This is a genomic window from Streptomyces sp. NBC_01017 (assembly GCF_045162795.1).
Taxonomy (GTDB): Bacteria; Actinomycetota; Actinomycetes; order Streptomycetales; family Streptomycetaceae; genus Streptomyces; species Streptomyces machairae.
On the sequence record NZ_CP108683.1, the window covers coordinates 4772364 to 4791416 of the forward strand.

Genomic DNA, 19053 nt, shown 5'->3' on the forward strand with positions numbered 1-19053 from the left:
TTCTGTAGTGACGCCGGGCGGCCGGCGCAACCGTCAACTGTGTCTTTCCCCCTGACTCCTGCGATGGTCACCGTCATACTGACTGGCGGTGGGAGCCGAGCCGCAACCGGCGTTCTTGACCCACCGCCCCGCACTGCCGCCCTCGCACCTTCCCTGACCAGGATCCGGAGCCCTTGGCATGACCGTCTGCCTGCTCCTGTTGAGCATCGTCGCCCTGACGGCCGCCGTACCCGTCCCCCAGGCGCTGACCCGGGCCTCCTGGCCCGAACGGGAACCCGTGGTCGCGCTCTGGGTGTGGCAGTGCCTGGTCGCCACGGTCCTGCTGTGCTGCCTGACGGCCCTGGCCCTGGGCACCGCCGCGGTCTTCGGCACCGTACGCGCCCAGCTCTTCGCTCCGGCGCCACCGTCGGTCACCGCGGCGTACGACCTCTCGGCCGCGCCCGCGTGGGCGGTGGCCCTCACCCTGCTGCTGGCCGGCGGTGCCGCCTGGACGACGGCGATGCTGGCCCGCGAACTCGTCGAGGCCCGTCGGCGGCGCGGCCAGGCAAGGGCCCATCTGCTCGAACGCGCCCCCGACCTGCCGGCCGGCCTGGGCCCGGCGCGGGGCCCGCTGCTGGTGCTGGAGGACGAGTACCCCGACGCCTGGTGGATGCCGGGCAGTCCGCCCCAGCTGATCGTCACCACGGGTGCCCTGCACCGCCTGACCGACCACCAGCTCGACGCCGTCCTCACCCACGAGCGTGGCCACGCCCGGGCCCACCACGACTGGCTGCTGCACCTCTCGACCGCGCTTGCCACCGGATTCCCCCACATCCCGTTGTTCGCCCACTTCTGCGACCAGACCCACCGCCTGGTCGAACTGGCCGCAGACGACACGGCCTCCCGCCGCTGCGGTCACCTGACAACGGCGCTGGCCCTGATCGAGCTCAACCAGCACCGAGGCGTCCTGTCCTGCGCGTCCACCAACCGCCTCCTGGGCGAACGCGTCAACCGGCTCCTGCAGCCACCCCCGCGTCTGGGCCGTCGCAACCGGGCTCTCACCACGACGCTGGCAGCGCTGGTACCGCTTCTCCCGCTCCTGATCACGTTCGCTCCGGGGCTGACGGCGTTGAGCTGACCGTCGTCGCCTGCGACCACTCGCACTCGCGGGTGCTCTTCCTAGGCCCAGTCCTCCGGCTCCGGCTCCTGCTCCATCTCGGGCCAGTCGTCCGCCCCGTCATGGGCCCCGGGCCCCGGGCTGGTCTCGGCCGCCGCCCCCGCACCGGACTCGCCGCGCATCGAGGTCAGCACCTCGAGCACGCCCTCCCCGTACGTGGCCAGCTTCTTCTCCCCGACACCGCCGACGCTTCCGAGTTCACGCACGGACGCGGGCCACACCGTCACGATCTCCCGCAACGTCGCGTCATGGAAGATCACATACGCCGGAACCCCCTGCTCCCGGGCCTGCTCGGCCCGCCAGGCACGCAGGGCCTCGAAGGCCGGCATCAGCGCCTCCGGCAGCTCGGCCACCGCGGCCTTCGCCTTGCGCTCGCCACGCCCGGACCCGCCGGAACCCGCCGCCGATCGCGAGGTCACCGGCTTCTTCGGCTCCTTCCGCAGCGGCACCTCCCGCTCCCGCCGCAGCACCGTCCCGCTCGCCTCCGTGAGCACGAGCGTGCCGTACTCGCCCTCGACCGCGAGCAGCCCCTGCGCCAGCAACTGCCTGACGACGCCTCGCCATTCGCCCTCGCCGAGCTCCTCGCCGATGCCGAACACGGACAGCTGGTCGTGATCGAACTGGATCACCTTGCCGGTGCGCCGCCCCAGCAGGATGTCGACGATCTGCAGTGCCCCGAACTTCTGTCCCCGCTCACGCTGCAGCCGCACCACGGTCGACAGCACCTTCTGCGCCGCGATGGTGCCGTCCCAGGTCTCAGGCGGGGTCAGGCAGGTGTCGCAGTTGCCGCAGCCCGTCGGATCGGGGTCCTGGCCGAAGTAGGCGAGCAGCTGAGCCCGCCGGCACTGTGCGGTCTCACACAGGGCCAGCATCGCGTCCAGGTGGGAGGCCGCCCGGCGCCGGAACGCCTCGTCGCCCTCGCCCAACTGGATCAGCTTGCGCTGCTGAATGACGTCGTTGAGGCCGTAGGCCATCCAGGCCGTGGAGGGCAGTCCGTCGCGGCCGGCGCGGCCCGTCTCCTGGTAGTAGCCCTCGACCGACTTCGGCAGGTCGAGGTGGGCGACGAACCGCACGTCCGGCTTGTCGATGCCCATCCCGAAGGCGATGGTCGCCACCACGACCAGCCCCTCCTCCCGCAGGAACCGGGACTGGTGCGCCGCGCGCGTGCCCGCGTCCAGGCCGGCGTGGTACGGCACCGCCTCGATGCCGTTGCGGCTCAGGAACTCGGCCGTCGCCTCCACGGACTTCCGCGACAGGCAGTAGACGATGCCGGCGTCGCCCGCGTGCTCCTCGCGCAGGAAGCTCAGCAGCTGCTTCTTCGGGTCCGCCTTCGGCACGATCCGGTACTGGATGTTGGGCCGGTCGAAGCTCGCCACGAAGTGCCGGGCCGTCGGCATGTTCAGGCGCTGGGTGATCTCCTGGTGCGTCGCGTCCGTGGCCGTCGCCGTGAGCGCGATGCGCGGGACGTCCGGCCAGCGCTCGCCCAGCAGCGAGAGGGCCAGGTAGTCCGGGCGAAAGTCGTGCCCCCACTGGGACACGCAGTGAGCCTCGTCGATCGCGAACACGGCGATCTTGCCGCGTGACAGCAGGTCCAGCGTCGACTCGACCCGCAGCCGCTCCGGCGCCAGGTAGAGCAGATCCAGCTCGCCCGCAAGGAACTCTGCCTCCACCACCCGACGCTCGTCGAAGTCCTGCGTGGAGTTGATGAACCCGGCGCGCACCCCGAGCGCCCGCAACGCGTCCACCTGGTCCTGCATCAGCGCGATGAGCGGCGAGACGACGATGCCCGTACCCGGTCTGACCAGAGACGGGATCTGGTAGCACAGCGACTTCCCGCCGCCGGTCGGCATGAGCACGACGGCATCGCCGCCGGCCACCACATGCTCGATGACGGCTTCCTGCTCGCCGCGGAAGGCCTCGTACCCGAAGACCCGCTGCAGCGCGGCCAGCACCTCGCCGTCACCGGCCTGTGCCACCTCGCTCACCCCTGGCATCTCGCTGATCCCGCCCGTCGCACCCATCGCCGTGTCCCCCGTACGTCGACCCTCGACCACTGCCTCCACGATAGGTGCCGCCACCGACAGCGCCGGAGTTATCCACAGGCTCACCGTTCACCCGTTCGTGAGCGAGCGATAGCCCTGAGCTATCGGCACGGCTGAACCCCGCATCGCGGGCCCCACCACATCGCGGGCCCCACCACATCACAGTGGCCCGGCATCCCCCGAGGGAAGCCGGGCCACCGCCGTGCAGGCGTGCGCCAGGTCAGCGCACGAACACCGCCGCATTGCCGGCCAGATCCAGGAAGTACTGCGGCGCCACACCCAGCACCAGCGTGACCGCCACGCCCACCCCGATCGCCGTCATCGTCAGCGGTGACGGAACGGCCACCGTCGGCCCCTCCGGGTTCGGCTCGCTGAAGAACATCAGGACGATGACGCGGATGTAGAAGAACGCCGCGATCGCGGACGAGATCACACCGACCACGACCAGCGGGCCTGCCCCGCCCTCGGCCGCCGCCTTGAAGACAGCGAACTTCCCGGCGAAGCCGGAGGTCAGCGGGATGCCGGCGAAGGCCAGCAGGAACACCGCGAACACGGCCGCGACCATGGGTGAACGACGGCCCAGACCGGCCCACTTGGACAGGTGCGTCGCCTCACCGCCGGCATCACGCACCAGCGTCACCACCGCGAATGCCCCGATCGTCACGAACGAGTAGGCGGCCAGGTAGAAGAGAACGGACGACACCCCGTCCGGCGTGGTCGCGATGACACCCGCGAGGATGAAGCCCGCGTGCGCGATCGACGAGTACGCCAGCAGCCGCTTGATGTCGGTCTGCGTGATCGCGACGATCGCACCGCCCAGCATGGTGACGATCGCGACGCCCCACATGACCGGCCGCCAGTCCCAGCGCAGGCCGGGCAGCACGACGTAGAGGATGCGGAGCAGCGCGCCGAACGCCGCCACCTTCGTGGCCGCCGCCATGAACCCGGTCACCGGCGTCGGCGCGCCCTGGTAGACGTCGGGCGTCCACATGTGGAACGGCACTGCGCCCACCTTGAACAGCAGGCCCATGACGATCATCGCGGCGCCGACGAGCAGCAGCGCGTCGTTGCCCATCGTGTCCGCGAGCGCCGGGGTGACGTCCGGGACCGTACCGTCGACGACCTGCGCGATCGTCGCGTACGACACGGAACCCGCGTACCCGTACAGCAGCGCGATGCCGAACAGGGTGAACGCGGACGCGAAGGCGCCCAGCAGGAAGTACTTGACCGCGGCTTCCTGCGACATGAGCCGCTTGCGGCGGGCCAGCGCGCACATCAGGTACAGCGGGAGCGAGAAGACCTCCAGCGCGATGAACAGCGTCAGCAGGTCGTTGGCCGCCGGGAAGATCAGCATGCCCGCGACGGCGAACATCAGCAGCGGGAACACCTCGGTGGTGGTGAACCCGGCCTTGACGGCGGCCTTCTCACTGTCGCTGCCCGGCACGGACGCGGCCTGCGCGGCGAAGGAGTCGACCCGGTTGCCGTGCGCCTCGGGGTCGAGTCGCCGCTCGGCGAAGGTGAACAGGCCGACCAGGCCCGCCAGCAGGATCGTGCCCTGCAGGAAGAGGGCCGGTCCGTCGACCGCGATCGCGCCCATCGCGGCGATGCCCGCCTTGGTGGTGGCGTATCCGCCGGCCGCGAGCGCCACGACCGCGGCGAAGGCGGCGACGAGCGCCACGACACAGACGAACACCTGCGCGTAGTAACGGGACTTGCGCGGGACGACCGCCTCGATCAGTACCCCGATGATCGCCGCACCGACGATGATCAAGGTGGGCGACAATTGTCCGTACTCGATCTTCGGTGCGTCGATCTTCGAGATCGGATCGGCCGCGGTTGTCCACAGGCTGTGGACGGCTGAAGCGCTCACTTGGCGGCCTCCACCTCGGGCTGGGGGTCCTTCTTCTGTACGTCGGACATGGTCTGCTTGACCGCCGGGTTGACGATGTCCGTGAGGGGCTTCGGGTAGACGCCCAGGAAGATCAGCAGTGCGACCAGCGGGGCGACGACCACGAGTTCACGCACCCTGAGGTCGGGCATCGCTGAGACCTCCGCCTTCACCGGGCCCGTCATCGTCCGCTGGTAGAGGACGAGTGTGTAGAGCGCGGCGAGCACGATGCCGAAGGTGGCGATGATGCCGATCACCGGGTAGCGCGTGAACGTGCCGACCAGGACCAGGAATTCACTGACGAAGGGCGCCAGGCCCGGCAGCGACAGGGTCGCCAGGCTGCCGATCAGGAAGGTGCCGGCGAGCACCGGGGCGACCTTCTGCACACCGCCGTAGTCGGCGATGAGCCGCGAGCCGCGCCGGGAGATCAGGAATCCGGCCACCAGCATCAACGCGGCGGTGGAAATACCGTGGTTGACCATGTAGAGCGTCGCACCGGACTGGCCCTGGCTGGTCATCGCGAAGATGCCCATGATGATGAAGCCGAAGTGGGAGATCGACGCGTACGCCACCAGCCGCTTGATGTCCCGCTGCCCGACCGCGAGCAGGGCCCCGTAGATGATGCTGATCAGCGCCAGTACGAGGATCGCGGGCGTCGCCCACTTGCTGGCCTCCGGGAAGAGCTGGAGGCAGAAGCGGAGCATCGCGAAGGTGCCCACCTTGTCGACGACCGCGGTGATGAGGACGGCGACCGGTGCGGTGGCCTCCCCCATCGCGTTGGGCAGCCAGGTGTGCAGCGGCCACAGCGGCGCCTTCACCGCGAAGGCGAAGAAGAAGCCCAGGAACAGCCAGCGTTCGGTGTTCGTCGCCATGTCGAGAGTGCCGTTGGCCCGGGCTTCGGCGATCTCCTGAAGGCTGAAGTTCCCGGCGACCACATACAGGCCGATCACCGCGGCCAGCATGATCAGACCGCCGACCAGGTTGTAGAGCAGGAACTTCACGGCCGCGTACGACCGTTGCGTCGACGCCACCTTCTCGCCGTGCTCGTGGGCACGGTCCCCGAAGCCGCCGATGAGGAAGTACATCGGGATGAGCATGGCTTCGAAGAAGATGTAGAAGAGGAAGACGTCGGTGGCCTCGAAGGAGAGGATCACCATCGCCTCGACGGCCAGGATCAGGGCGAAGAAGCCCTGCGTGGGCCGCCAGCGCCTGCTGCCGGTCTCCAGCGGGTCGGCGTCGTGCCAGCCCGCGAGGATGATGAACGGCATCAGCAGCGCCGTCAGCGCGATCAGCGCCACCGCGATGCCGTCGACGCCGAGTTCGTAGCGGACCCCGAACTCCGCGATCCAGGCGTGGGATTCGGTGAGCTGGTAGCGGTCGCCGTCCGGGTCGAAGCGGACCAGGACGGTGATCGCGAGGGCGAGCGTGGCGAGTGAGAAGAGCAGCGCCAGCCACTTGGCGGCGGTGCGCCGGGCGGCCGGTACGGCGGCCGTGGCGATCGCCCCGATCGCCGGGAGCGCCGCCGTAGCTGTCAGCAGAGGAAAGGACATCGGTATCAGACCGCCCTCATCAGCAAGGTCGCGGCGATGAGGACCGCCGCACCGCCGAACATGGAGACCGCGTACGACCGTGCGAAGCCGTTCTGGAGCTTGCGCAACCGTCCGGACAGGCCGCCGACCGAGGCCGCCGTGCCGTTGACGACGCCGTCGACCAGGGTGTGGTCGACGTACACCAGGGAGCGCGTGAGGTGTTCGCCGCCGCGCACGAGGACGACGTGGTTGAAGTCGTCCTGGAGCAGGTCACGCCGGGCGGCCCGGGTGAGCAGCGACCCGCGCGGGGCGACGACCGGGACCGGCCGACGGCCGTACTGGCCGTAGGCGATGGCGACGCCGATGACCATGCACGCGACGGTCGCGCCGGTGACGACTCCCGCGCTGATCGGCGGGTGGCCGTGTTCGAACCCGGTGATGGGCTCCAGCCAGTGCACGAAGCGTTCGCCGATGCTGAAGAACCCACCTGCGGCCACCGACCCGACGGCCAGCACGATCATGGGGATCGTCATGACCTTGGGCGACTCGTGCGGGTGCGGCTCGTTGCCCTTCTCGTCGGGCTGCCAGCGCTTCTCGCCGAAGAACGTCATCAGCATCACGCGCGTCATGTAGTACGCCGTGATGGCCGCGCCCAGCAGCGCGCAGCCGCCGAGGATCCAGCCCTCGGTGCCGCCCTTGGCGAACGCCGCCTCGATGATCTTGTCCTTGGAGAAGAAGCCGGACAGACCGGGGAAGCCGATGATCGCGAGGTAGCCGAGGCCGAAGGTGACGAAGGTGACCGGCATGTACTTGCGCAGAGCGCCGTACTTGCGCATGTCCACCTCGTCGTTCATGCCGTGCATGACCGAACCGGCGCCGAGGAACAGCCCCGCCTTGAAGAAGCCGTGCGTCACCAGGTGCATGATCGCGAAGACGTAGCCGATGGGGCCGAGGCCGGCGGCGAGGACCATGTAGCCGATCTGCGACATGGTCGAGCCGGCCAGCGCCTTCTTGATGTCGTCCTTCGCGCAACCGACGATCGCACCGAAGAGGAGCGTGACGGCACCGACGATGGTGACGACCAGCTGCGCGTCCGGCGCCGCGTTGAAGATGGCTCCGGAGCGGACGATCAGGTAGACGCCCGCGGTCACCATCGTCGCGGCGTGGATGAGGGCCGAGACCGGGGTCGGGCCCTCCATCGCGTCCCCGAGCCAGGACTGCAGCGGCACCTGGGCCGACTTGCCGCAGGCGGCGAGCAGCAGCATCAGGCCGATGGCGGTGAGCCTGCCCTCGCTCGTGTCGGCGGCGAGCCCGGCCTCCTCGCCGGTGCCGAGCACCGGTCCGAAGGCGAAGGTGCCGAACCACAGGAACATCAGCATGATCGCGATCGACAGACCCATGTCGCCGACGCGGTTGACCAGGAAGGCCTTCTTCGCGGCCGTGGCGGCGCTGGGCTTGTGCTGCCAGAAGCCGATCAGCAGGTAGGAGGCGAGACCGACGCCCTCCCAGCCGACGTACAGGAGCAGGTAGTTGTCGGCGAGGACGAGCAGCAGCATCGCCGCGAGGAACAGGTTCAAATAGCCGAAGAAGCGGCGGCGCCGCTCGTCGTGCTCCATGTACCCGACCGAGTACAAGTGGATCAGCGAACCGACGCCGGTGATCAGCAGCACGAACGTGATCGACAGCTGATCGAGGCGGAAGGCGACGTCCGCCTGGAAGCCCTCGACCGGGATCCAGCTGTACAGGTGCTGGGTGAGGGTCCGGCTCTCGGCGTCCTTGCCCAGCAGATCGGCGAAGAGGATCACGCCGAAGACGAAGGAGACGAACGACAGGAGCGTGCCGATCCACTGTCCGACGGCGTCGAGACGCCGGCCGCCGCACAACAGGAGGGCCGCTCCGAGCAATGGCGCCGCGATCAGCAGCGCAATCAGGTTCTCCACGATTCTTCCGACCCCTTAGAGCTTCATCAGGCTGGCGTCGTCGACCGAGGCCGAGTGGCGGGAACGGAACAGCGACACGATGATCGCGAGCCCGACGACGACCTCCGCGGCGGCGACGACCATCGTGAAGAAGGCGATGATCTGGCCGTCGAGATTGCCGTGCATCCGTGAGAAGGCCACGAGCGTGAGGTTGCACGCGTTGAGCATGAGCTCGATGCACATGAAGACGACGATCGCGTTGCGCCTGATCAGCACGCCGGTGGCGCCGATCGTGAACAACAGGGCGGCGAGGTAGAGGTAGTTGACCGGGTTCACTTCGACGCCTCCTCGGGCCGCTTGAAGGTCGACGGCTCGATCGCGGTCCGCTCCAGCCGCTCCTCCGCGCGCTGTTCCAGGGCCCGCAGGTCGTTGAGCGCCTCGGTGGACACGTCACGGATCTGGCCGCGCTCGCGCAGCGTCTTGCTGACCGTGAGGTCGGACGTGGTGCCGTCGGGCAGGAGGCCCGCGATGTCGACCGCGTTGTGGCGGGCGTACACGCCGGGGGCCGGCAGCGGCGGGACGTGCTTGCCTTCGCGCACGCGCTCTTCGGACATCTCGCGCTGGGTCTTGGCACGCTCGGTGCGCTCGCGGTGCGTGAGCACCATGGCGCCGATGGCGGCCGTGATCAGCAGGGCGCCGGTGATCTCGAAGGCGAAAACGTACTTGGTGAAGATGAGGGTCGCGAGGCCCTCCACGTTGCCGTTCGCGTTCGCCTGGGCGAGGCCGTTGAACTCCGTGATCGAGGCGTTGCCGATACCACCGATCAGCAGGACGCCGAAGCCCAGGCCGCAGAGAAGGGCCAGCCAGCGCTGGCCCTTGATGGTCTCTTTCAGGGAGTCGGCGGCCGTGACGCCGACAAGCATCACCACGAACAGGAACAGCATCATGATCGCGCCGGTGTAGACGACGATCTGCACGATGCCCAGGAAATAGGCGCCGTTGGCGAGGTAGAAGACCGCCAGGATGATCATGGTCCCGGCGAGACAGAGCGCACTGTGCACGGACTTCTTCATGAAGACGGTGCACAGAGCGCCGATCACGGCGACGGTGCCGAGGACCCAGAACTGGAAGGCCTCTCCGGTGGAGGTGGAGTAGGCGGCGAGTTGCTCGGTCATCGGCCGATCACCTTCTCGGACGCCGGTTCGTCCTCACCGAAGGTCGAGTCCGCCTCCTGCGGGACCTCGCCCTTGGACAGCGCGACCTGCTGGGTCGTGCCCGGCGCGGCCTCCGTCACCAGACCCCGGTAGTAGTCCTGCTCGTCCGTGCCCGGGTAGATGGCATGGGGGCTGTCGACCATGCCGTCATCGAGGCCGGCGAGCAGCTGCTCCTTGGTGTAGATGAGGTTGGCGCGGCTGGAGTCCGCGAGTTCGAACTCGTTGGTCATCGTGAGCGCGCGCGTGGGGCACGCCTCGATGCACAGGCCGCACAGGATGCAGCGGGCGTAGTTGATCTGGTAGACGCGGCCGTACCGCTCGCCCGGCGAGTAGCGCTCCTCGTCGGTGTTGTCGGCGCCCTCCACATAGATGGCGTCGGCGGGGCAGGCCCAGGCGCACAGCTCGCAGCCGACGCATTTCTCCAGGCCGTCCGGATGGCGGTTGAGCTGGTGCCGTCCGTGGAAGCGCGGAGCGGTGGTCTTCTGCTGCTCCGGGTACTGCTCGGTCAGCCGCTTCTTGAACATGGCCTTGAAGGTCACGCCGAAGCCGGCCACGGGGTTCTGGAAACCGGGCTTGGTCTCCTTGGGCTCCTCAGCCATCGGACGCCTCCTTTCCATCCAGAGATCCGTCACTCTGAGTATCGGGCCCGCCACTGACAATCAGCTCCCGCTCACGGCGCGGGCGGCGCCGCGGCACCGGCGGGAGTTCCTGTCCGGGCAGTGGCGGCACGGGGAATCCGCCCGCCATCGCGTCGAAGCCGGCGGATTCCTCGACGGGTTGCTCGGCCGTCTTCGCCCGGTCGCGGAACATGTCCGCCACGAAGGAGAGCAGGAGCAGCGCGAGGACGCCGCCGCCGACGTAGAGGGCGATGTCGGCGAAGTCGTAGTTCTCGTTCCGGAGCGTTCGCACGGTCGCGACGAGCATCAGCCAGACCACGGAGACCGGGATGAGGACCTTCCAGCCGAGCTTCATCAGCTGGTCGTAGCGGACGCGGGGCAGCGTGCCGCGCAGCCAGATGAAGAAGAACAGCAGCAGCTGGACCTTGATCACGAACCAGAGCAGCGGCCACCAGCCGTGGTTGGCGCCCTCCCAGAAGGTGCTGACCGGATACGGGGCCCGCCAGCCGCCCAGGAAGAGCGTCACGGACACCGCCGAGACCGTCACCATGTTCACGTACTCGGCGAGCATGAACATCGCGAACTTGATCGACGAGTACTCGGTGTTGAAGCCGCCGACCAGGTCGCCCTCGGACTCCGGCATGTCGAAGGGCGCCCGGTTGGTCTCGCCGACCATCGTCACGATGTAGATCAGGAAGGACACCGGCAGCAGCACGATGTACCAGCGGTCCTGCTGCGCCTCGACGATCGCCGAGGTCGACATCGACCCGGAGTAGAGGAACACCGAGGCGAACGCCGCGCCCATGGCGATCTCGTACGAGATCATCTGCGCGCAGGAACGCAGGCCACCGAGCAGCGGGTAGGTGGATCCGGAACTCCAACCCGCAAGGACGATGCCGTAGATGCCGACCGAGGCGACCGCGAGGATGTAGAGCATCGCGATCGGCAGGTCGGTGAGCTGCATCGTGGTGCGCTGGCCGAAGATCGAGATCTCGTTGCCGGCCGGGCCGAAGGGAATCACCGCGATCGCCATGAACGCCGGGATGGCCGCGACGATCGGCGCGAGGACGTAGACGACCTTGTCCGCGCGTTTGACGATGACGTCTTCCTTGAGCATCAGCTTGATGCCGTCGGCGAGCGACTGGAGCATGCCCCAGGGGCCGTGCCGGTTGGGGCCGATGCGCAGTTGCATCCAGGCGACGACCTTGCGCTCCCAGACGATGGAGAACAGCACGGTCACCATCAGGAAGGCGAAGCAGAACACCGCCTTGATGACGACCAGCCACCAGGGGTCGCGGCCGAACATCGAGAGGTCTTCAGCGGCGAGGAAAGCGCTCATGCCTCCACCTCCTCGGGGGCCTCGGACGCGAGCGTCGCCGGGCCGATGCGGACGAGTGAGCCGGGCAGCGCCCCGGTGTCGGAGGCGACGCCGGCCCCCACGGAGTTCAGCGGGAGCCACACCACCCGGTCGGGCATCTCCGTGATCTGCAGCGGCAGTTCCGCGACTCCGGCGGGGCCGGTCACGGCGAGGACGTCGCCGTCCTTCACGCCGGCCTCGGCGGCCGTGGCGGCCGACACACGCGCGTGGGCGGCGTGCCGGGTGCCGGCGAGCGCCTCGTCGCCCTGCTGGAGGAGGCCCTGGTCGAGCAGCAGCCGGTGCCCGGCCAGAACGGCCTCACCGGCGGCCGGCCGCGGCAACTGGGCGGCGATCTCCAGGGGTTCGGTGGCCCGCGGTCCGCCCCAGGCGCCGAGCCGGTCGATCTCCGCGCGCGTGGTGCGCAGATCCGGCAGACCCAGGTGCACGTCCATGGCGTCGGCCAGCATCTGCAGCACGCGCGCGTCGGTCGGAGCCAGGCGGCGGGTCATCTGGTCGGGCTTGAGAGCGGCCTCGAAGAAGCGCACCCTGCCCTCCCAGTTGAGGAAGGTGCCGGCCTTCTCGGCGACGGCGGCGACCGGCAGCACGACATCCGCCAGTTCGGTCACCTCGCCGGGCCGCAGCTCCAGCGACACCACGAAGCCGACCTCGCCGAGCGCCTCACGCGCGCGTGCCGGGTCGGGCAGGTCGGCGACCTCGACGCCCGCGACCAGCAGGGCCTGGAGTTCGCCGGTCGCGGCGGCCTCGACGATCTGGCCGGTGTCGCGGCCGTAGCGGTGCGGGAGTTCGGCGACACCCCAGACGGCGGCGACTTCCTCACGCGCGCGTGGGTCGGTCGCGGGACGTCCGCCCGGCAGCAGCGACGGCAGCGCGCCCACCTCCACGGCAGCGCGCTCCCCCGCCCGGCGCGGGATCCACACCAGCTGGGCACCGGTCGCGGACGCGGCCCGTGCGGCGGCAGTGAGTCCCCCCGCCACAGCGGCCAGCCGCTCGCCGACGACGATCACCGCGCCCTCGGTGCGCAGTGCCTCGGACGCCTTCGATCCGGCCTCGTCCAGGCCGACCCCGCCGGCGAGCGCGTCCAGCCATTCGGTCTCGGTGCCGGGGGCGGCGGGCAGCAGGGTGCCGCCGGCCTTCTCCAGTCCGCGCGTGGCGTGCGTGGCGAGCGAGAAGACCTTCTGACCGTGCTTGCGCCAGGCCTTGCGCAGCCGCAGGAAGATGCCGGGCGCCTCCTCCTCGGCCTCGAACCCGGCCAGCAGGACGGCCGGTGCCTTCTCCACTGCGCTGTACGTGACGCCCGTACCGTCGAGGTCGCGACCGTGACCGGCGACCCGCGCGGCGAGGAAGTCGGCCTCCTCACTGCTGTGCACGCGCGCACGGAAGTCGATGTCGTTGGTGTCGAGCGCCACGCGCGCGAACTTGCTGTACGCGTACGCGTCCTCGACTGTCAGACGCCCGCCTGTCAGCACGCCGGTCCGGCCGCGTGAGGCGAGCAGTCCCTGAGCGGCGATCTGCAGCGCCTCCGGCCAGGACGCCGGTTCGAGGTCACCCTCGGCGTTGCGCACCAGAGGCGTCTGGAGCCGGTCGCGCTGCTGCGCGTACCGGAAGCCGAACCGCCCCTTGTCGCAGATCCACTCCTCGTTGACCTCGGGGTCGTTGGCGGCCAGGCGCCGCATGACCTTGCCGCGCCGGTGGTCGGTGCGGGTGGCGCAGCCGCCGGAGCAGTGCTCGCACACGCTCGGCGAGGACACCAGGTCGAAGGGCCGGGAGCGGAATCGGTACGCCGCCGAGGTCAGCGCGCCGACCGGACAGATCTGGATGGTGTTGCCGGAGAAGTACGACTCGAAGGGGTCGCCCTCACCGGTACCGACCTGCTGGAGCGCACCGCGCTCGATCAGCTCGATCATCGGGTCGCCCGCGACCTGGTTGGAGAACCGTGTGCAGCGGGCACAGAGCACGCACCGCTCACGGTCGAGCAGCACCTGTGTGGAGATCGGCACGGGCTTCTCGTACGTCCGCTTCCTGCCCTCGAAGCGGGACTCTGCGTGCCCGTGCGACATGGCCTGGTTCTGCAGCGGGCACTCGCCGCCCTTGTCGCAGACCGGGCAGTCCAGCGGGTGGTTGATGAGCAGGAGCTCCATCACACCCTTCTGGGCCTTCTCGGCGGCCTGCGAGGTCAGGTGCGTCTTCACGACCATGCCGTCCGTGCACGTGATCGTGCAGGACGCCATCGGCTTGCGCTGGCCCTCGACCTCGACGATGCACTGGCGGCAGGCGCCGGCCGGGTCGAGCAGGGGATGGTCGCAGAAGCGGGGGATCTCGATGCCGAGTTGCTCGGCGGCCCGGATGACCAGGGTGCCCTTCGGCACGCTGATCTCGACGCCGTCGATCGTCAGCGACACGAGATCCTCCGGCGGGACCGCCGCCTCTCCCCCTCCGGAGGGAGCGCTGGTGGTCACAGTCATGCGTTCACCTCCGTGCGGTGGTCGGCCCAGGCCGTCGACTTGGCCGGGTCGAAGGGGCAGCCGCGGCCCGTGATGTGCTGCTCGTACTCCTCGCGGAAGTACTTCAGCGAGGAGAAGATCGGCGAGGCGGCACCGTCGCCGAGGGCGCAGAAGGACTTGCCGTTGATGTTGTCGGCGATGTCGTTCAGCTTGTCGAGGTCGGACATGACGCCCTTGCCGGCCTCGATGTCGCGCAGCAACTGCACGAGCCAGTACGTGCCTTCGCGGCAGGGCGTGCACTTGCCGCAGGACTCGTGGGCGTAGAACTCGGTCCAGCGGGTGACGGCGCGCACGACGCAGGTCGTCTCGTCGAAGCACTGGAGAGCTTTCGTGCCGAGCATGGAACCCGCGGCGCCCACTCCTTCGTAGTCGAGGGCGACGTCGAGGTGCTCGTCGGTGAACATCGGCGTCGAGGAGCCGCCCGGCGTCCAGAACTTCAGGCGATGCCCGGGCCGCATCCCGCCGCTCATCTCCAGCAGCTGCCGGAGTGTGATCCCGAGCGGGGCCTCGTACTGGCCGGGGTTGGCGACATGGCCGCTGAGCGAGTAGAGCGTGAAGCCCGGGGACTTGTCGCTGCCCATCGACCGGAACCAGTCCTTGCCCCGATTCACGATCGCGGGAACCGACGCGATCGACTCGACGTTGTTCACAACAGTCGGGCAGGCGTAGAGACCTGCCACCGCAGGGAAGGGGGGTCGGAGCCGCGGTTGACCACGGCGGCCTTCGAGCGAGTCGAGCAGTGCGGTCTCCTCACCGCAGATGTACGCGCCCGCGCCCGCGTGCACGGTGAGTTCGAGATCGAGGCCGCTACCGAGGATGTTCTGGCCGAGGTAGCCGGCCGCGTAGGCCTCGCTCACGGCCGAGTGCAACCGCCGCAGCACAGGGACGACTTCACCACGCAGATAGATGAAGGCATGCGACGACCTGATGGCATAACACGCGATGATCATGCCCTCGATGAGGCTGTGCGGGTTCGCGAAGAGGAGCGGAATGTCCTTGCAGGTTCCGGGCTCCGATTCGTCGGCGTTGACAACTAGATAGTGCGGTTTTCCATCACCCTGGGGAATGAACTGCCATTTCATTCCCGTCGGGAACCCCGCGCCGCCGCGCCCGCGCAGACCGGAGTCCTTGACGTACGCGATCAGGTCGTCCGGCGTCATGGCGAGCGCCTTGCGAAGGCCCTCGTACCCTTCGTGCCTTCGGTAGACGTCCAGGGTCCAGGACCTGTCCTCGTCCCAGAAGGCCGACAGCACGGGTGCGAGCAGCTTCTCGGGGCTGTTTTCCTTCAGCTCGGGTGCCAACGTCATCACTCCCCCTCCTCGGCGACAGGCCCTGCCGGGTGGGCTGGGTCGGACGCGGACGAATCCTGCGGCGCGTCGTGCGAGCTGAGGTGTTCAGCCGGCGACGGTTCGTGCACTGGCCTGTCCTGCGGCTCCTGGTGGGGGCCGCCGTCCCGCGGATGGACCACGCGCGCGGGTGCGGCCTCTCCCCTGGCCAGGCGGAGGCCCACCAGCGACGCCGGTCCCGCGCTGCCGCTCTCCTCGACGGCCCCGGGCCGCTCGTCGGGGAAGCCGGCCAGGATCCGCGCGGTCTCCTTGAAGGTGCACAGCCGAGCCCCACGCGTCGGCTCGACGGGCCGTCCCGCCCGGAGATCGTCGACCAGGCGCTTGGCGCTGGCGGGGTTCTGGTTGTCGAAGAACTCCCAGTTGACCATCACGACCGGCGCGAAGTCGCAGGCCGCGTTGCACTCGATGTGCTCCAGGGTGACCTTGCCGTCGTCGGTGGTCTCGCCGTTGCCGACACCCAGGTGCTCCTGGAGCTCCTCGAAGATCGCGTCACCGCCCATCACCGCACACAGGGTGTTGGTGCAGACGCCCACCTGGTAGTCGCCGGACGGCTTGCGGCGGTACATCGTGTAGAAGGTGGCGACCGCGGTGACCTCGGCCGTGGTCAGGCCGAGCACGTCCGCGCAGAACTGCATCCCGGTGCGCGTGACGTGGCCCTCCTCCGACTGCACGAGGTGCAGCAACGGCAGGAGGGCGGACCGGGAGTCCGGGTAGCGGGCGATGATCTCGCGCGCGTCGGTCTCCAGCCGGCCTCGAACGTCGTCCGGGTAGCCGGGCGCGGGCAGTTGGGGCATGCCCAGGCTGACGCCCTGCTCGGAAGAAGAGGTGGTCACCGGTCGACGCCTCCCATCACGGGGTCGATGGACGCGACGGCGACGATGACGTCGGCGACCTGGCCGCCCTCGCACATCGCCGCCATGGCCTGCAGGTTGGTGAAGGACGGGTCACGGAAGTGGACCCGGAAGGGGCGGGTGCCGCCGTCGGAGACGGCATGCACCCCGAGCTCGCCCTTGGGCGACTCGACCGCCGCGTACGTCTGTCCCGGCGGGACGCGGAAGCCCTCGGTGACCAGCTTGAAGTGGTGGATCAGGGCCTCCATGGAGGTGCCCATGATCTTCTTGATGTGGTCGAGGGAGTTGCCGAGCCCGTCGGGTCCCAGGGCGAGCTGGGCGGGCCAGGCGATCTTCTTGTCGGCGACCATGACCGGGCCCGGCTGGAGCCGGTCCAGGCACTGCTCGACGATCCCGAGGGACTGGCGCATCTCTTCCAGGCGGATCAGGAAGCGCCCGTAGGAGTCGCAGGTGTCAGCGGTCGGGATCTCGAAATCGTAGGTCTCGTAGTCGCAGTACGGCTGCGACTTGCGCAGGTCGTGCGGCAGGCCGGTGGAGCGCAGGATCGGGCCGGTGGCGCCGAGGGCCATGCAGCCGGCCAGGTCGAGATAGCCGACGTCCTGCATGCGGGCCTTGAAGATGGGGTTCCCGGTGGCGAGCTTGTCGTACTCCGGGAGGTTCTTCTTCATCTTCTTCACGAACTCGCGGATGTGGTCCACCGCGCCGGGCGGCAGGTCCTGGGCGAGTCCGCCGGGGCGGATGTACGCGTGGTTCATCCGCAGGCCCGTGATGAGCTCGTAGATGTCGAGAATCATTTCACGATCACGGAATCCGTAGATCATGATCGTGGTGGCGCCGAGCTCCATGCCGCCGGTGGCGATGCACACCAGGTGGGAGGAGAGCCGGTTCAGCTCCATCAGGAGCACCCGGATGATCTTGGCGCGCTCGGTGATCTGGTCCTCGATGCCGAGGAGCTTCTCGACGGCGAGACAGTAGGCGGTCTCGTTGAAGAAGGACGTCAGGTAGTCCATGCGCGTCACGAACGTGGTGCCCTGCGTCCAGGTCCGGTACTCGAGGTTCTTCTCGATGCCGGTGTGGAGATAGCCGATGCCGCAGCGGGCCTCGGTGACCGTCTCGCCGTCGATCTCCAGGATCAGGCGGAGCACCCCGTGGGTGGAGGGGTGCTGCGGACCCATGTTGAGGACGATGCGCTCGTCGTCGGCGCGGGCCGCGGCCTGGACGACCTCGTCCCAGTCGCCACCGGTGACCGTATATACGGTGCCCTCGGTGGTCTCACGGGCAGATGCTGACTGCGTGCTCACGAGTACGACCTCCGCTGGTCCGGAGCCGGGATCTGGGCGCCCTTGTACTCGACGGGGATGCCGCCGAGGGGGTAGTCCTTGCGCTGCGGATGGCCCTGCCAGTCGTCCGGCATCATGATCCGCGTCAGGGCGGGGTGACCGTCGAAGACGATTCCGAAGAAGTCGTACGTCTCGCGCTCGTGCCAGTCGTTCGTCGGATAGACGGAGACGAGCGACGGGATGTGCGGGTCGCTGTCGGGGGCGCTGACTTCGAGGCGGATCAGCCGGTTGTGGGTGATCGAGCGCAGGTGGTAGACGGCGTGCAGCTCGCGGCCGGTGTCGCCGAGGTAGTGGACGCCGCTGACGCCGGTGCACAGCTCGAAGCGCAGGGCCGGGTCGTCGCGCAGGGTGCGGGCGACGCGGACCAGGTGCTCGCGTTCGATGTGGAAGGTCAGTTCGCCGCGGTCGACGATCGTCTTCTCGATGGCGTTGTCGGGGAGGAGTCCCTGCTCCTCCAGCGCGCCCTCGAGTTCGTCGGCGACCTCGTCGAACCAGCCTCCGTAGGGGCGGTTCGCCGGTCCCGGGAGCCGGACCGAGCGGACGAGACCGCCGTAGCCGGAGGTGTCGCCGCCGCTGTTGGCTCCGAACATGCCGCGCTGGACGCGGATCTCCTCGCCGCCCTGGCCGCGCTGACCGGGGAGGTTGGAGGCGGAGAGGTCCTTCTCGGGGTTGACCCCGTTCGACCCGTTCGCGCCGTTGGTGCCGTTCGCGTCGCTCACTGCAGCAGCCCCTTCATCTCGATCGTGGGCAGGGCCTTGAGCGCCGCTTCCTCCGCCTCGCGGGCCGCCTCCTCGGCATTCACGCCGAGCTTGGAGGTCTGGATCTTCTGGTGCAGCTTGAGGATGGCGTCCAGCAGCATCTCGGGCCGTGGCGGGCAGCCCGGCAGATAGATGTCGACCGGGACGATGTGGTCGACGCCCTGGACGATCGCGTAGTTGTTGAACATGCCGCCCGAGGAGGCGCAGACCCCCATGGAGATCACCCACTTGGGGTTCGGCATCTGGTCATAGACCTGCCTGAGCACCGGCGCCATCTTCTGGCTGACCCGGCCGGCGACGATCATCAGGTCGGCCTGGCGCGGCGAGCCGCGGAAGACCTCCATGCCGAAGCGCGCCAGGTCGTATCGGCCTGCGCCGGTGGTCATCATCTCGATGGCGCAGCAGGCGAGGCCGAAGGTGGCCGGGAAGACAGACGATTTACGCACCCAGCCCGCGGCCTGCTCGACGGTGGTCAGCAGGAATCCGCTCGGCAGCTTTTCTTCGAGTCCCATGT

The 19053-nt window shown here is 68.9% G+C and carries 15 protein-coding genes; 1 reads left to right on the top strand and 14 read right to left on the bottom strand.

Translation table 11 applies throughout. The annotated features are described in order from the left end of the window. Nucleotides 1-178 precede the first annotated feature (178 nt). On the top strand, nt 179-1117 hold the full coding sequence (locus OG331_RS21595) for a M56 family metallopeptidase (RefSeq protein ID WP_406198648.1): 939 nt from the start codon (nt 179-181) through the stop codon (nt 1115-1117). Nucleotides 1118-1158: 41 nt separating this feature from the next. On the opposite strand, the gene recQ is transcribed toward OG331_RS21595, so the two are convergent. The 14 genes from recQ to OG331_RS21665 all read right to left on the bottom strand — a co-directional run bounded on the left by recQ (nt 1159) and on the right by OG331_RS21665 (nt 19051). Continuing rightward, nucleotides 1159-3177 carry a DNA helicase RecQ gene (recQ, locus tag OG331_RS21600; RefSeq protein WP_406210185.1) on the bottom strand — a complete coding sequence of 673 codons (2019 nt, stop codon included), beginning with the start codon at nt 3175-3177 and terminating at the stop codon, nt 1159-1161. A 241-nt stretch (nt 3178-3418) separates the two neighbouring features. Further along, nucleotides 3419-5068 (bottom strand): NADH-quinone oxidoreductase subunit NuoN, encoded by a 1650-nt coding sequence (gene nuoN / locus OG331_RS21605; protein ID WP_328879988.1) that lies wholly within the window; start codon nt 5066-5068, stop codon nt 3419-3421. Next, nucleotides 5065-6636 (bottom strand): NADH-quinone oxidoreductase subunit M, encoded by a 1572-nt coding sequence (locus OG331_RS21610; RefSeq protein ID WP_406198650.1) that lies wholly within the window; start codon nt 6634-6636, stop codon nt 5065-5067. Before OG331_RS21610 ends, nuoN begins: the two co-directional genes overlap by 4 nt. Nucleotides 6637-6641: 5 nt before the next feature. Next, nucleotides 6642-8555 (bottom strand): NADH-quinone oxidoreductase subunit L, encoded by a 1914-nt coding sequence (gene nuoL, locus OG331_RS21615; RefSeq protein ID WP_406198652.1) that lies wholly within the window; start codon nt 8553-8555, stop codon nt 6642-6644. Nucleotides 8556-8570: 15 nt separating this feature from the next. Continuing rightward, nucleotides 8571-8870, bottom strand: coding sequence for an NADH-quinone oxidoreductase subunit NuoK (nuoK, locus tag OG331_RS21620; RefSeq protein ID WP_003998919.1), 300 nt, complete (start codon nt 8868-8870; stop codon nt 8571-8573). Then, nucleotides 8867-9709 (bottom strand): NADH-quinone oxidoreductase subunit J, encoded by an 843-nt coding sequence (locus OG331_RS21625; RefSeq protein WP_406198654.1) that lies wholly within the window; start codon nt 9707-9709, stop codon nt 8867-8869. Before OG331_RS21625 ends, nuoK begins: the two co-directional genes overlap by 4 nt. Further along, the gene (gene nuoI / locus OG331_RS21630) at nt 9706-10347 is read right to left on the bottom strand and encodes an NADH-quinone oxidoreductase subunit NuoI (RefSeq protein ID WP_391394340.1); all 642 of its coding nucleotides are present in this window, start codon (nt 10345-10347) and stop codon (nt 9706-9708) included. The genes OG331_RS21625 and nuoI overlap by 4 nt, the downstream gene beginning before the upstream one ends. Continuing rightward, nucleotides 10340-11704, bottom strand: coding sequence for an NADH-quinone oxidoreductase subunit NuoH (gene nuoH, locus OG331_RS21635; RefSeq protein ID WP_406198657.1), 1365 nt, complete (start codon nt 11702-11704; stop codon nt 10340-10342). The genes nuoI and nuoH overlap by 8 nt, the downstream gene beginning before the upstream one ends. Further along, a complete protein-coding gene (locus OG331_RS21640; protein ID WP_406198659.1) occupies nt 11701-14205 on the bottom strand; it encodes an NADH-quinone oxidoreductase subunit G in 2505 nt (834 codons plus the stop codon). Before OG331_RS21640 ends, nuoH begins: the two co-directional genes overlap by 4 nt. Further along, nucleotides 14202-15551: an NADH-quinone oxidoreductase subunit NuoF gene (gene nuoF / locus OG331_RS21645; RefSeq protein ID WP_406198661.1), complete on the bottom strand. Its 1350-nt coding sequence runs from the start codon at nt 15549-15551 to the stop codon at nt 14202-14204. Before nuoF ends, OG331_RS21640 begins: the two co-directional genes overlap by 4 nt. Next, nucleotides 15551-16423, bottom strand: a complete 873-nt coding sequence (gene nuoE, locus OG331_RS21650; RefSeq protein WP_406198663.1) for an NADH-quinone oxidoreductase subunit NuoE — start codon at nt 16421-16423, stop codon at nt 15551-15553. The genes nuoF and nuoE overlap by 1 nt, the downstream gene beginning before the upstream one ends. Next, nucleotides 16420-17742: an NADH-quinone oxidoreductase subunit D gene (locus OG331_RS21655; protein ID WP_406198666.1), complete on the bottom strand. Its 1323-nt coding sequence runs from the start codon at nt 17740-17742 to the stop codon at nt 16420-16422. The genes nuoE and OG331_RS21655 overlap by 4 nt, the downstream gene beginning before the upstream one ends. Continuing rightward, the gene (locus tag OG331_RS21660; protein ID WP_328879998.1) at nt 17739-18500 is read right to left on the bottom strand and encodes an NADH-quinone oxidoreductase subunit C; all 762 of its coding nucleotides are present in this window, start codon (nt 18498-18500) and stop codon (nt 17739-17741) included. Before OG331_RS21660 ends, OG331_RS21655 begins: the two co-directional genes overlap by 4 nt. Further along, nucleotides 18497-19051, bottom strand: coding sequence for a NuoB/complex I 20 kDa subunit family protein (locus OG331_RS21665; RefSeq protein ID WP_383610158.1), 555 nt, complete (start codon nt 19049-19051; stop codon nt 18497-18499). The genes OG331_RS21660 and OG331_RS21665 overlap by 4 nt, the downstream gene beginning before the upstream one ends. Between the last annotated feature and the right edge of the window lie 2 nt (nt 19052-19053).

What these genes read in the sequence shown, in the direction of transcription:
- OG331_RS21595 (WP_406198648.1), top strand. Translation starts at nt 179, where the DNA reads ATGACCGTCTGCCTGCTCCTGTTGAGCATCGTCGCCCTGACGGCCGCC.
- recQ (WP_406210185.1), bottom strand. Translation starts at nt 3,177, where the DNA reads ATGGGTGCGACGGGCGGGATCAGCGAGATGCCAGGGGTGAGCGAGGTG.
- OG331_RS21610 (WP_406198650.1), bottom strand. Translation starts at nt 6,636, where the DNA reads ATGTCCTTTCCTCTGCTGACAGCTACGGCGGCGCTCCCGGCGATCGGG.
- OG331_RS21625 (WP_406198654.1), bottom strand. Translation starts at nt 9,709, where the DNA reads ATGACCGAGCAACTCGCCGCCTACTCCACCTCCACCGGAGAGGCCTTC.
- nuoI (WP_391394340.1), bottom strand. Translation starts at nt 10,347, where the DNA reads ATGGCTGAGGAGCCCAAGGAGACCAAGCCCGGTTTCCAGAACCCCGTG.
- nuoH (WP_406198657.1), bottom strand. Translation starts at nt 11,704, where the DNA reads ATGAGCGCTTTCCTCGCCGCTGAAGACCTCTCGATGTTCGGCCGCGAC.
- OG331_RS21640 (WP_406198659.1), bottom strand. Translation starts at nt 14,205, where the DNA reads ATGACTGTGACCACCAGCGCTCCCTCCGGAGGGGGAGAGGCGGCGGTC.
- nuoF (WP_406198661.1), bottom strand. Translation starts at nt 15,551, where the DNA reads ATGACGTTGGCACCCGAGCTGAAGGAAAACAGCCCCGAGAAGCTGCTC.
- OG331_RS21665 (WP_383610158.1), bottom strand. Translation starts at nt 19,051, where the DNA reads ATGGGACTCGAAGAAAAGCTGCCGAGCGGATTCCTGCTGACCACCGTC.